16 protein-coding genes are annotated in these 13,304 nt (G+C 54.0%); 6 read left to right on the forward strand and 10 right to left on the reverse strand.

Translation table 11 applies throughout. The annotated features are described in order from the left end of the window. Positions 1–6: 6 nt before the first annotated feature. From CIK76_RS11425 to CIK76_RS11460, 8 genes are all read right to left on the reverse strand, one after another. Positions 7–498, reverse strand: a complete 492-nt coding sequence (locus CIK76_RS11425) for a hypothetical protein (protein ID WP_096286537.1) — start codon at positions 496–498, stop codon at positions 7–9. Positions 499–739: 241 nt separating this feature from the next. Continuing rightward, on the reverse strand, positions 740–946 hold the full coding sequence (locus CIK76_RS11430) for a hypothetical protein (protein WP_096286539.1): 207 nt from the start codon (positions 944–946) through the stop codon (positions 740–742). A 527-nt stretch (positions 947–1,473) separates the two neighbouring features. After that, entirely contained in the window at positions 1,474–1,740 is a 267-nt protein-coding gene (locus tag CIK76_RS11435) for a hypothetical protein (protein WP_141393538.1), read from the reverse strand. A gap of 505 nt (positions 1,741–2,245) precedes the next feature. After that, entirely contained in the window at positions 2,246–2,881 is a 636-nt protein-coding gene (locus CIK76_RS11440; RefSeq protein WP_096286543.1) for an NAD(P)H-binding protein, read from the reverse strand. 132 nt (positions 2,882–3,013) lie between these two features. After that, positions 3,014–3,517, reverse strand: a complete 504-nt coding sequence (locus tag CIK76_RS11445; RefSeq protein ID WP_176484184.1) for a nuclear transport factor 2 family protein — start codon at positions 3,515–3,517, stop codon at positions 3,014–3,016. A gap of 49 nt (positions 3,518–3,566) precedes the next feature. Further along, positions 3,567–4,157, reverse strand: a complete 591-nt coding sequence (locus CIK76_RS11450) for an NADPH-dependent FMN reductase (protein ID WP_096286547.1) — start codon at positions 4,155–4,157, stop codon at positions 3,567–3,569. 34 nt (positions 4,158–4,191) lie between these two features. Further along, positions 4,192–4,785: a DsbA family protein gene (locus CIK76_RS11455; RefSeq protein ID WP_096286549.1), complete on the reverse strand. Its 594-nt coding sequence runs from the start codon at positions 4,783–4,785 to the stop codon at positions 4,192–4,194. 5 nt (positions 4,786–4,790) lie between these two features. Next, entirely contained in the window at positions 4,791–6,008 is a 1,218-nt protein-coding gene (locus CIK76_RS11460; RefSeq protein WP_096286551.1) for an MFS transporter, read from the reverse strand. Positions 6,009–6,064: 56 nt separating this feature from the next. Here CIK76_RS11460 and CIK76_RS11465 point away from each other — a divergent pair, with 56 nt between their 5' ends. Continuing rightward, positions 6,065–6,436, forward strand: coding sequence for a MerR family transcriptional regulator (locus CIK76_RS11465; RefSeq protein ID WP_096286553.1), 372 nt, complete (start codon positions 6,065–6,067; stop codon positions 6,434–6,436). Positions 6,437–6,715: 279 nt separating this feature from the next. Here CIK76_RS11465 and CIK76_RS19815 read toward each other — a convergent pair whose 3' ends face one another. Both CIK76_RS19815 and CIK76_RS11475 read right to left on the reverse strand, forming a co-directional pair. Beyond that, complete coding sequence (locus CIK76_RS19815; RefSeq protein WP_255248442.1) at positions 6,716–7,051, reverse strand: IS110 family transposase; 336 nt, start codon at positions 7,049–7,051, stop codon at positions 6,716–6,718. A 423-nt stretch (positions 7,052–7,474) separates the two neighbouring features. Further along, entirely contained in the window at positions 7,475–7,954 is a 480-nt protein-coding gene (locus CIK76_RS11475; RefSeq protein ID WP_096286555.1) for a MarR family transcriptional regulator, read from the reverse strand. 272 nt (positions 7,955–8,226) lie between these two features. On the opposite strand from CIK76_RS11475, the gene CIK76_RS11480 reads away from it, so the two are divergent. From CIK76_RS11480 to CIK76_RS11500, 5 genes are all read left to right on the forward strand, one after another. Then, entirely contained in the window at positions 8,227–9,174 is a 948-nt protein-coding gene (locus tag CIK76_RS11480) for an AvrD family protein (RefSeq protein ID WP_096286557.1), read from the forward strand. Beyond that, the gene (locus CIK76_RS11485) at positions 9,171–9,776 is read left to right on the forward strand and encodes an AAA family ATPase (RefSeq protein WP_096286559.1); all 606 of its coding nucleotides are present in this window, start codon (positions 9,171–9,173) and stop codon (positions 9,774–9,776) included. Before CIK76_RS11480 ends, CIK76_RS11485 begins: the two co-directional genes overlap by 4 nt. Then, on the forward strand, positions 9,773–10,498 hold the full coding sequence (locus CIK76_RS11490; RefSeq protein WP_096286561.1) for an NAD(P)-binding domain-containing protein: 726 nt from the start codon (positions 9,773–9,775) through the stop codon (positions 10,496–10,498). Before CIK76_RS11485 ends, CIK76_RS11490 begins: the two co-directional genes overlap by 4 nt. A 1,060-nt stretch (positions 10,499–11,558) precedes the next feature. Continuing rightward, on the forward strand, positions 11,559–11,687 hold the full coding sequence (locus CIK76_RS19820) for a hypothetical protein (RefSeq protein ID WP_255248443.1): 129 nt from the start codon (positions 11,559–11,561) through the stop codon (positions 11,685–11,687). 528 nt (positions 11,688–12,215) lie between these two features. Beyond that, a partial coding sequence (locus tag CIK76_RS11500; RefSeq protein WP_096286565.1) for an FAD-dependent monooxygenase occupies positions 12,216–13,304 on the forward strand: 1,089 nt, incomplete at its 3' end.

The raw sequence follows: 13,304 nt of genomic DNA on the forward strand, positions 1-13,304 counted from the left end.
GAGAGGTTAAATAGCAAGCTTAGCCACACGGTGTGGTGACGCATCGAGTGATTTCCAATGAGTTGCCAGATGCTCCACGAAATAGCGAGCATCGACGCAGCTCATAGACTCACTGAGCGGAATGTAAACGTGTTGTCCGCCGGATATGGACTGGTCGACTACGTATAAGACATTGAAGGAATCAAGCCATGTCTGACATGCTGCAATGTCATCGTGAAGGGAAGGGAATTTCGCGTCGAAGTCAAGGCAGATCGTTTGTGCGCGACCATCTGCGGAATAGATCATGACTGCGGCTGGTCGCGCAGGCGACAAATCGCCGATGAAACGTTCGTTGCTGGGCAGGTATTTTCCTTCAGCGTTCATCCAGCGGTAATTGGCCCGGCCTGCGATTTTGGAGGCAAAAAAACTCCACTGAGCATCTGCTGAAACTGTGGAATCACTCGCAAAACGGTATGTCCCTGTGGACAATAGGGCATGGGAGTCCCTATATTTGTTCATAGACAGAGTAATCCTCCTTAGGGTACACGGATGCCTCCTTCCCAAAGGGGAAGGCTGTCAAAGAAAATAATCCTTTCTTTCCTTGCTTGTGGATCGGATTCATATGGATCTAACGAAACTGTGAATTTCAGTTAGATCGTGAAGGTTAGAAGCCTTCTCTGCATTACTCAGTTGGCGCTAAGTGATGCTTCAGACTTCTAGGGTGAGTGGATCGGTTGGCGCTGATCCGCTCACCTTTTGTTTAACCTGCTTTTCTACCTCTTTCGGTATCCGGCAGTTGCTCTTGTTGCGGCTCCCACCAAATGGGGGTGCCGTCGTCCTTGAGCGGTGTATTCATAATGATTTCTTCAAAGGACATGCTGTTGGAAAGACCCATGTTTGCGGCCATATCCCTAGCCCTTTGACGCACTTCTGGCGCCACCCGGACCAGGAACTGGACATTGTCCATGGATGTTCCTCGGGGCTTTCGCGAAGGTGAAATCGTCATAAGCAAAAATCTACTAGGGGAAACAGCGGATGCTATATATATATATTCGTGCGTGTCGCCTCTTTAAAAAATTAAACCGCTGTTCCGGTTTGCGTCTCCTGCCATCCAACCCTGATCTGAGCTTTTCCCAACCGAGTGGTGAGACGACTTTGCTTTTGAAATCTGGTCAGTGACCCGAAATGCTCTGTATCGAGGAGCTAGACCCCACGCAGACGGCAAATACGTCAAGCAACGAGACCGCCGAGTTAACCGGCAATCGAAAGGCTGCGAAAGCAGAATCTACTGGTACCGCAAGCACGGAGAGGCAACAAAATAAAGAGCAACGCTCAAGGTAGGCAAGACGAAGACGTGGTTTGAACGGCTTAGGCGGCTTTCACTGTGAGCACTTCTGCCCAATGCGTTGTGTAACGCGGTGAGCGCATTTAGCGTTCCATCTCCCATACAGGGCCTTGTTGTAAGCTACCTAACCCCAACCCGATCAACTTCACTCAATGCTCATTCCGAATCTGCTCCACAATATTGCCGATTTGCTTTTGTTCGTGAGCAGAGACGAAAGGATCAAAGGTTTCCTGCATGGCTGCGCGTCTAAGGTCCGTGAGCACTACCCCGTTCCTGGCATATTTCACTCCAACCAGCACCTGCAATAGCAGTGCCTTTGCAGCTTTGGTAAGTACCACGGGGTAAGACGTAGGGCAGGGAAGTTTGAGCATCAGCGCTGGCCGATGCGACTGGCTTTGGTTGTAGTGGATGGTCATCGCCCAAGCGTTCAAACCCCAGGCGTGTTTGTTATGACGATGGAGCCTGACAGATCCTTGTTGAGCGTAGAATCCGGGACCTGTTCGATCAGTAATGAGCTCATCGAAAGACCTGAAGAAGATCATCTGGTCTTTGACCTCGCATTCTTCTTCCGTTGGGATGCAGGGGATCCCACACAACTCAAGGACAGCGGGGTTTGCTGTTGGTATGGTTGAATCTAAGTCTGCATCACTCTGTGGAGTGGGGTAGAACCGCCAAGTCGTACTCGTTGCTGCCCATGGCCGGCGGAATGTACGTCAGCTCCAACGTGCGGGCGGTGGTATCCCCTGTCTGATCGACAAGCTGGAGGTCAATCACCGCAAGCCGCCATCTGCCTCCTCGGTCGCTGGCTTGTGAGCGCGAACGACCCTTGCGACCGCAGGCTGGTATTACATGCAAACGGGTAAACTAGCCGTCGGGCCGCTTAAATCAGGATGCTTCTTCCTTTAACGGCTAGATCTCTGGTCAGTTCGCGACATAAACGTGCATGCGATTCAGATCGTCGCGCTCTGCGATGTCGAGTAGCGCGGTCGCCATGTCGATAGCCGTGATCGTCCAGCCTCGCGGGAGAGGAGCCTCCCGGCTTAAACGATAGAGTGCTTTGGCCTTCGCGGGCCGGATGCGTGGGGCTCGGATCGTCGTCCACTGAACGTCACTCTCCCAAAGTACTGTGTCCATGCGCCGCATGTCGTCATAGGTCGCACCGAGGAACTTCTGCAGTAGGGGGAAAACGATCCATAGCTTTAGTGGCCCCCGCTTCGCCCAGTGCTCAGCAACCTCGGAAGAGATGACCACGAGTCGCTGGACGCCATGCTCGTTCATGCCTGTGATGAGGTTCCTTGTGCCTGTCGAGTACAGGCGGGTCGGCGTTCTTGATGTGCCGATGCCCACAGTGTTTACCACTGCATCGACGCCGCGGAGCAACGCCGGGATCACAGAGGCGTCGAGGATGTCTGCTGACATCTTCGTGAGGTTCGGATGCTCGACAGCGAGCTTTTCGGGGTTGCGAGCGATCGCGACTACCTCGTGTCCACGCTCCAGAGCCAGACTCACTACATGTCTGCCGACAGTGCCCGTCGCTCCGGGTACCAAAATCCTCATGTTTCATCCTTCCAAAGAACTCGGCGCCCAAACCAGCGACAAGACGCTCCGCATGCTAATCACCGATCCAACCGCTGATCCCGCTAAAATTGCGGAACCAGCGGTCTCACGGTACCTGCTGAAGCTTTGAGGCTACGACCGGTCCGGTTCATCCCCTTCAGACCACTCGACGCGAAACGCCAAAGCACTGATCCGCCATCCATCGGGGGTCTCAATGGCCGAAATATCGTATCGACCTCCGACTCTGAATATCGGGGTCGCCGAATGCCCTCTAGCGTCCAAAGTTTCCTGTCTGTGACGGTGAAATGCCATTACGGTGGCGGTGGCGGTGGCGGTGGCCGTCGCTGTCGTGGCTTGGGCTGCGACGACATGATCCGTGCTCATATGAAACGTTGATTCGAACCTGCCTTTGGCCACAGCGTGGAAGGCTGCGAGACCGTTGGTTCCCAGATAGCCACCAATCGGGAAGCTCAATTTTACATCCGAGGTGAAAATAGATTCGTACCAGACGTCTCCTTGTTGGCTAATCTGCGGGGTATCTAAATTGTCCAGAGTGAAGACGTATTTAGAGACCAGCTCTGATATTTGCTGGCTGGTTGACCACACCCTTGCGCTTGATGAATCGTGTTCGCTCATGTTATCTATATGCTTCATTGAGTCTTCGCTTCTACTTTCCAGACGAATATCAGGCGTTGACGAATGATGGAGAGTCGTTTGGGGCTTCACGGAGCTTGCCCAGCGCACTGCTCCAGCTCAGCAGCTGATCAAGCATTTGATTTGCGGTTCCCGCATGGTGCTCACCAGGAACCAGCGTCTCCATGTCCACGAAGTCAGTAAAGAGGGACAATGCGACTTGCGCCCGCACATCGGCGAGCATCAACTCTGCGGAGATGGTCCGCAGGTGCTCAACCGCCCTGGACCCACCCAGCAGGCCATAGCCGACGAAGCCAACGGCCTTGTTATGCCACTCGCCAAACAGGTAGTCCAGGGCGTCCTTAAGTACCCCCGGAATTGAGTGGTTGTATTCGGGAGTGACGATGATGAAGCCGTCACAGGATGCGACCGCTTCGGACCATGCGCGGGTGTGCTCGTGTCCGTAGGGCTTTCCCATGGCTGCGGGAATCGTTTCGTCTAAGTGGGGGAGATCGTAGTCAAGAAGGTCCAGCAGGACGAAGTCGTGTTCTTGACGCTGGTCTGCTATGGCTTTTAGCCATTCGGCGACTGCTATGGATCGACGTCCTGGGCGGGTGCTTCCTACGATGATTCCGATTTTCATTGGTTCCTTCTTCCGTTAGTTTAGGACTAAAAATTTAGAGAATATGCTTTGAAAGTGTGCTTTTGTCGTGTACTCCTCTCAACGTCGCTCCTGACTCCCAGAGGAGAATGGGAACGCCTGAGATCTTCTCTCGGCGGACGAACTCGAGCGAATTGTTGACAGACTCTGTACTCTCGTCTCGGGTCAGCTCGACGCCAAGGCCTTTTGCCGTGGCTTCCAGAAATGCCGGGTCTGCAATGTTCTTTCCATCGGAAAAGTGGGCTTTGAAGAGTGCCCGGACCATGGACGCACCACGCCCTGCTTGGCTTGCATCGTAGATGGCCCGGTGGGCGTCGAAGGTGTTGGCATGGATACCACTGGCATAGTCGAGGCGGATTCCTTCCTGGGCTGCGATTACCCGCACGCGCTCGTTCTCTTGGTCAACGCTCTGACCAAACCGTTCATGGAGTACACGAAGGAGGGGTTCGCCGGCTGTTGTCGCGGAGGGGTCGAGTTGGTGAGGCAGGAAGCCTAGCGGATATTTGTCTGGATCCCAGCCCTTGGAGGTGATCACGCTCGTCACCCGTTCGAATGCGATGTATGACCAAGCGCAGGCGACATCAATGATGAGGGAAACCTTGGGTGTCATTATTTTTAGGCCTTCTTTCGTGAGGGGTTAAGCCGAATTTTGAGAGCGGAGAAGGCTAGGACGGCGATGGCCGAAACCATTGAGATCACCGCTGCGACGAGAAAGGCTTGGGCGGTGTCCCCTTCCCGAGTGAACAGCTCCGCGATGAGTGGTGAGGCGAATTGCCCCAGGAACATGGCGGAAATTAACGCTCCGATTGCTCGCGCCCGATTCGCAGATGAGGTGTTCACCGAGATCCACGAATTGAGGTTGGGCATGACGAGACCGACGCCGAGGGCCGAGATCGTCAGTCCTACCAACACTTGGGTGACGGCCGCGGAGGTTGCAACCGTTGTCATCCCGGCCGCCATTAGTACCGTGCTGAGCAACGCGACGTTACGGAATCCCAAGCGGGACACCCAGCGGTAGCTCAAGCTGGCCAGAGCCTGTATAAGTACCATCCAACCGATGACGAGGCCCGTGGTAGAAGCATCACTGCCCATCTGGCCGAGAAGGAAAGGTAGCTGGGTTGGTACGACATAGAAGACAACCTGGATCGCAAATGCTAGGACTACGATTCCTGAAATGAGGCCAGTGGTATTACGGCTCGGAGTCATTTGAATCTCAGCGTCAGCTTTCGCCACAGAAGGAGGATCAACGACTTTCCAAGCGACAAGGATTGCTACTGGCAGTGACAGGAGGTAGACCGCGAATGATGCATTCCAGCTAATGTTCGCAAGTGCACCGCCCAGGGACAGGAACACCGCGCCGCCGAGCCCGCTGGCCGCGGCCTGAAAACCGAACATTCTGGCCCGTCGCTCTCCAGCAAACCATTCGGAGATCAAGGCGGTTGAGGAGGTCATAGCACCAGCTACTGCGACACCGAGAATCGCCCGGGAAACCATGAGCGCCGACAAATCATCGATCCACAAACCTGCAGATCCTGCGACCGCATAGAGTATGACAGAGACCTTGAGCACGAGGGACCGACTAAACCGGTCGTTGAGCCAGCCCAGAACTGGGGCGGAGAGGGCTATCGACAGTGCAGTGATGGTGACCACGAGTTTTACCAGGAAGCCGGAATTCTCGACTTCGGAGAAATGGTCGGCCATCTTCGGCAGCGAAGGAGAGATCGTTGCTCCCGCCATGACAGTGAGCATGCTCGCTGCGATAAGTGCAACGGAACCCCCGACACGGGGCCTCTGGTATGTGGGAACGGTTTCGAGCTGGTTGCGTTCAGTCATAATTTGATGTTAGAACTTAAACAAAGGTTGAAGTCAACTGTGAGATTTCAAGGAACATGACGACAAAATTAATGACTGTTTCGGCGCTGGCCCAAGCTAGCAAGGTGAACGCATCAGCCGTGCGCTTTTACGACAAACACGGCTTGATCGTCGGTGAGCGAACCTCCGGGAATCAACGCCGCTTCAGTGAGGAAGATGCTTGCCGTATCAAAGTAATTCGAGTGGCGCAACGGGTGGGCCTGTCCGTCAGCGAAATTTCTGAGCTGTTGAATGACCTTCCTTCAGAGCCCTCGTCGTCGGACTGGTCCGTCGTAGGTGCCAAGCTCCAAGCAGCCGGACAGGAACGGATTGATCAACTCAACCAGGCGCTGGCAGAGCTAACCGGCCCCGTGCAACTTTGCGATGTCTTCACACCTCCTCAACCGTAGCCCCGTTCTTACCTCATGGGGTTCTGTTAGAAACTGTGGTTGGTCGCCTAGTGGCCCTGGAACCCCTGTTTTGCCTCGCATAGCCACGAGGGCGGCCTACTGACGGCCAATTAAAACGCACAAATCCGTGTGAGACATAGTGAACGGATTCCGTCCGTGCCAAGTGGGATGTAGGCAAACCTGCGGCGCACTTCGACGACCCAGCCGGCCCGGCGTTGGCTATAACTGCCGGTAGAAACGTGCCGTTCTCCCCGTTCGGACGGTCCTGACCCAGATTTTTCATGAACCCTTGAGCTGCTGGTGTCTCGCGCTCTGAAGTGCAGTCGAATGGGGTCCGGCGTTTTTAGGTATTCCAATATGCCCTGCTGTAACTGAGTGGGCTCCGGTTTCTATGACTTCCGAGACGGCCAGCGCTCCGATGGTCGCTGGCTGGTCCACGACGACCAGGACGGTGCCTTTGGCGCTGAGATTTTCGTAGACTGCGGTGAGTTTGGCTTCGTCATTGGGCAGGGTCTTGTTCCAGATTTTGGTGCCGTCTTGGGTGACGGCGCAGGCCCAGTGGTCTGTTTTGCCTACGTCGAGGCCGAGGAAAATATCGACATCCGTGGTGATCATGGCTAGTGCTCCTTTGAACTACTTTGTGTTCAAGGTCGACCAACCGTCGGTAGCAAAGTCTTACATCCACGTTACGACAGGCGTCCTGTTTTGGCGCCGCGCCCCTAATCAGTAATTACCCTGCTGCCACCCCAATCTCGGTGGCAACACCCCCGGACTATTGGACAAGCAGGGGCAGGACACCATGCCGAGATTGGTCGGCCGACAGTCCCTATGATCCTCTTTTAGGGGCTGTCAACAACGTAACGGAGGCGGGGGAGCTGGACACTATGCGATGACAGGGAATGTCTGGACCTTGCGGCAGAAGTGCGAATTTTTCGCTCATGTTCTTGGACTAGAAGCTGACCTTGAACGACGCATGAGGGCTTAGAAATATGTGATGCTGGGTTTGTTTGTTTCGTATAGATCTATTGGCAGCGTACTTTAGCTAGCATTTGGCGACGGCTTTGCAGTGTTAATGAACCGGTCAGGTGAGAGTGAATTAAGCGCAGTGTCGAGCATGACAAGATCAAAGTCGGTGATATTGTCAACCGGATAATCACCCAAAAGGTGGTCTTTGATTTGTTGCCTCTTCTGAAGCCCCATCTGGGTAAGCTCAACGATAACCGATCGCCTGTCGCTCGGACTTTGCTTTCGCTGGATTAGTTGGAGTGACTCAAGGCGATCTGCCAGACCGGTCATTGTGGACCTGTTGCATCCGATGAATGATGCTAAGTCTGAGAGTTTCATCGGGTGTCGGAGCTCCCACACTGCGGAACACATTTGTTGGGAAAGGCCAACCTGCTCGAAACCATCACGACTTATTCTTTCGAAAACAGCGTTGTTTTCGGCTAGTAGGATCTTCACCCTACAAATAAGTTCAGCTTTTCCCTCTTCGTTCAATAGGGAGCTAGGCAAATCCATGTTCCAGATCCTACCGCTAAGTCATTTCTGACAACTGTTCATCGGTTCATCGATTATACACTTTTGAGTGCCTCTAGTGCGATATCATGCCATCTTTTGCCATGAACTCGGGGATTTTTGCATGGTCTGTAACCGCTAGGCCTGTCGGTTCGTCATAAATCTAATTTCTGTTATCGTAATTTATGGATGATCCATCTTGGGAGGATACTGGTAGCTTCTCGTATCTGTTAGAAACTCCACGAATCATTGTGCTGACCCGCTAAGGACACCCTGTGAATACGACACGCGATTCCATAGAGGAACAACTTGGAGAGTCGGCAGGACGATACTTCGGCTTGGGATTTTCAACGGTTACCCATGCACTCAAAACAGAGTCGTATTCTCGCGATTCGCTTACCGCACTCGTGAGCGTTGGGTACCCATCCAGCTGGTCAGTTAAAAATGGGGTCACCAGGACCGCTCACCTCACCTCCATCGATGCGATCGCATTAGGGATGCGGCTTGCCTTCAAGCTTGTCACCCATGCATTCGCGATTTCAACCGCGGACATGCCATACCTATGGGCCAGCGGTTGTCGACTTTCACCTGGCCCCACGCCCCAATATAATCTCTCTCAATTCGAAGCTAACGTACGGATTATCGACCTAGATAGCGCGCTAGCAGCCGGACTTGTGACCGTGTCTTGCCGATTGGGTAGCTTTCAAGTCACTATCGACGTAGTTTTGGGGTCAGGGCCACCGCAGAGCCAAATGGTTCGGGGAATATATGCTGAGCAAGCAGACCTGCCTTACTACACCGACGGTTATAAGGAAGTTTTCCGTCATCTAGGTCAGGTCGAGAGCGTAAATGGGAGTTTTCAAGCCATGGCTCAGCTTGGGCAAATAGGCGTCGATGGAAGAACCGGATGCGAATCTGGTCTGACCTTTATTGATGCCGGTATTTTTTGCGCTCAGGTAGCTCAGGTTGCGATGTATGCTCAAGACGGGTTGAGCCGCACAGAGACGGGCAACACTTGGCTACGTGCCGCCACCTTTCGGCAAACAGGCGAAGCAAGAGGGCACAGATTCGAAGGGACTTGCGAAGTGACGTTGACGCGGACGAAACTTTTAGAGCGGTCACTTCGAATGTGGCGCTGTTCTGAATTCTTAGGGCGTATCGGCGACATTGAAGTCAATTTCTCCTTGGCCCATGAAATCTCAGCCGAGAGAGAGAATGCATGAGGATTGCAGTTTCAGGAACATATGGGGCTGGCAAGACCACGTTCGCAGCGGCGCTCTCCCAGAGGGTTGGGATTCCTCAAACTTCAGCTCGGGGTATGCGAGAGTTACTGCCATTGCTCAAATCCGCTAAACGCCTCGAGGATTGCACCCCCACAGAGCTCATCCAGCTCGGAGTGAGGAGGTTTGCGGAGCGAATCACGAATGAGCAAAGATTGAATGACCAGTTCATTTCTGATGGCTCTTCGCTTCACGAATGGGCGTACGGTGAAGGTCGAGGGAAGTATGGAATGACCCCTGGACAGGATCTGGGCGGCGTTGGCCGCGAGGAGATCAAATTTTTCACCGAAACCATGGCCCAGCTGGGGATGGTCTTCAAGGAGCATGCGAAGAAGTCGTATGACGTGTTCATCCACCTCCCGATCGAATTCCCCTTGCCTAAGGATGGGCACCGCCCGGTGAGCGAAGGATTCCGTAGCCATTGTAATTTCCTCCTCTTGCAGGCCATGAACGACCTTTCCATCCCTTACATAGTTGCATCTGGTTCGCTGAAACAACGCTTGGACTCAGCGTGCGCACAACTTAGTCTGGAGAAACTAACATGACACCTCGTCCCAGAACGATCCCAGATGGCAACGCCGAGAACGTCGCGGAGTCATTTGCACGTCCTTCTATCGGAATTATTGGGTCTGGCCCTATCGGCCGAGGAATCCATAGACTGCTCACGCGCGCCGGCTACCGAGCCGTTTTCAGTTCACGTCAGGACCTACGGTCCCCCGCCGGCGCCGACATGGGGCCCTCCGACCTAGCCAGTTTTGCAGATGCTAGTCAATTCGACGTCATCATCCTTTCCATTCAGCACGATGCATCGAACGTAGTTGTCGAGCAGTACGAGGAAAATCTGCGTGGAAAGATCGTGATCGATACGATGAATTCATTTGTCATTGATAGCGAGATGCGGATTCAAACCGGTGTGGTAGGACGGACAGAAGGTCGACGGTTGCAGTCCCTCTTGCCAGATTCGTTCGTTGTGCGTGCCTTCAGTCACGTACAGCACGAATTGCTGGTGAGCCGGGCTGAAACACAACCAGGCCTGTGGGCGATGGCCGTCTCAGGTGACGATCAAAAGTCTGTTCATTTCACTATGGATTTAGTCAGAGATTGTGGATACTTCCCCGTCGATATTGGCCCGCTTGATCGTTCCGGTCCTCTGGATCCTGGGGGCGCGCTTTTTCCTAATATGTGGCTCCCTGGAGATATGCAGGACCGCGTTGATGCGGCCGCACATCGCGGGAACATCGATGCACCTTTGGGGACTAAAGAGTAAGTAGTGCATACGTGCTACCAGGATAACCGGCGTCATTGCGACGAACTTTTATGCCTGTCAAGCGTTGTTTAGAGTCACGCCCTGTGGGCTGAAGATACGGTATATCCTTCTGGCGAGCTAGCGCGTGATGCTCTGTGGGCTTTCCCTGGCCATTCGGTCGCCCGCTTGAACATGTTTGAAGGCTTCCTCGTGCTGGGCTATCCGCGAGATTGCAACCATGTGCAGCGCCTTGTTCAGGAACCTGTTGCGCGCTAGCTGAGTCGATAGAGGTGGGCCTTCTCCGACACCGACGAGGCCGGAACCGGGATCTCCCCGACGAGGAAGACGTATGCCGAGCTATCCGTATTCACTCTCCTACTAGGGCCACACGGTCCGGCATGTGGTGGTCGCGACGGCGCCGAAGCCCTTCGCCCCAGGGGATGGCGTTAGCGCGCTAACCTTGATCCTGTTGGCGATCTATTCGTTGCTAGCGGTTAGTCGCTTGTCGATCTCCTCCATCCATGTTGCTGGCCGGGCCGCCTCCGCAACGGGACACCACGAGCGCCAAGTCCTCGTCCCGCGCATGTTGCTGGGACCCATCGACATTATGTAGAGCCGGCCAGGGCCTAGTGAGCATACATGCGAAGCGCTTTGAAACGTACCAGCGCGGGGTCAGCGCTTTTGCGGACTGGAGGCGCTCATCGCTCGGTGACTCACGTTCCACCAGTAGGCCTCTCCCCGGTGTGCGGCCATTTTACTCAGCTGTGGATGTCGCAATTAATTTATCTCTAGGGGTGCGTCCTTGGTGCTCGGCTGTGAACAGTGTCAATGGAAGCCCTAAAGAGACTGCGACGATGGTTGTGGGCAATCAGCCTGGCACGACCCGTAAAACAACTGGCTTCTGCAGGGGTGTCTTTGTTTGGGCTAGTCCGAAGCTGATGGCCCGCGCCAAGCACGTTGCTCAGCCGGATTGAATTTATTAGGATCCTTCTCCAGATGTCCCATCGCTGTTCTGCCTGAGCAACAAGACGACACGAGTCCGTCCTGTTGCTTTACTGGTTTCAGAGGAGCTGCATTCATCATGGCAAACGAGCGAGTCAATGTCATCGTCGGCATCGGCGCCCTTGCCGATGCCCGTCACGTAACTTTAGTTACCGATTACGGAAAACGGCTTGGGGACCGCAAGTTCTTGACCATCGTATATGGCTAGTTTGCCCGCATCGGTGCCGGAGGGCCCATGGATGGACTCAGGAATTGAGCGCTAAGTGCACCCCGGAAGACTAACCATATGCTTCAGATGTAACGATGATGGTTTTCCCGATCTGCTCTAGATAGGGCGCACCTATTCACCTCTAGGGTGGCCAGCTGATCTTCAAGCAGACTGCAAATGAAGTTTGCGAATACATATGGGTAATATTTCTGATGATTATGAACTATCTCAGGAACGTTTGTTATTGAATCTAATCCATCCATCGTGGGCGCTGAAGTAAATTACCCGGTCAAGTATTGCGGAAACTGCCCTGAATCTGCCCGAAGTGAACGGTACAGGAGTTTTTTGGCTCAATATTTAGTTGCGTCTTGCGCGTTTTCAATAAAGTTCATATGCTGTGTCTAAGTGAATGATTTTTGATCTGCCGAACCTGGCAGTATCTGTCGTAAGCAGATGAATAACTTGACTCATGTCGACATTTCTTTGCTCCGGAGAAAACAACGTAGACATAGCAAAGGAGCGCACCCCTTGGACGCTGATGTAATCATTGTGGGCGCAGGCCCGGCGGGACTCCTCCTGGCAGGGGAACTCCGGCTCGCGGGAACAACCGCGATCACGCTGGAGAAAAGAGGTAAACCCTCAGGGGAATCGCGAGGCTTGGGGTTTACGGCTCGCACGATGGAAATTTTCCGACAACGTGACATACTGAAACGCTTTGGCGAGGTAACGCTCAGTGAGCGTGGTCATTTTGGCGGAATACCGATCGACTTTTCCGTCTTGGACGGGGCCGAGATGGCTGCAAAAAGTGTTCCGCAGTCCCACACCGAGCGCGTTCTCGAAGATTGGGCGCTGGAACTGGGGTCCGAAATTCGACGCGGTCACGAGGTCACGGGCTTCACTGAATTCGCTAACCACGTTGAAGTCTCGGTGTCCGGCCCTCAGGGGGCATACAAGCTTCAAGCCAGTTACCTCGTTGGAGCGGACGGGGGAAGAAGCACTATTCGCAAACTCGGATCTTTCCCTTTTCCAGGGACAGAATCAACGATGGAAATGTTCCTCGCCGATGTCCAGGGCCTCGATCTTGAACCGAGGATGATTGGAGAGATACTCCCCGGCGGAATGGTCATGGTCGGCCATCTGCCTAACGACGTCACGAGGCTGATCGTTTGCGAACGTCGCGGAACCCCGCCCAAGCGCACAGTTCCGCTTGAGTTTCAAGAAGTATCTCAGGCCTGGAAGCGGCTAACTGGTGTCGATATTTCCCACGGAAAACCCATCTGGGTTAGCGCCTTCGGGAACGCCACGCGCCTTGTTGACATGTATAGCAAGGGTAGGGTCTTCCTGACAGGAGACAGCGCACACATTCACCTTCCAGCGGGCGGTCAAGGCATGAACGTAAGCCTGCAGGACGCCATGAACCTGGGCTGGAAACTGGCAGCCGTCTGTAGCGGTAAAGCACCACTGACCCTTTTGGAGAGTTACAACTCCGAGAGGCGTCCGGTTGGTGAACGCCTGATGCTCAACACACAGGCTCAGGGACTTTTATTTCTGAGCGGCCCGGAAATCCAACCCTTGCGGGAGCTGATCAGGGAACTAACCCAGATTTTTCATGGAGAC

The sequence above is a fragment of the Glutamicibacter sp. BW80 genome (assembly GCF_002332385.1).
Classification (GTDB): domain Bacteria; phylum Actinomycetota; class Actinomycetes; order Actinomycetales; family Micrococcaceae; genus Glutamicibacter.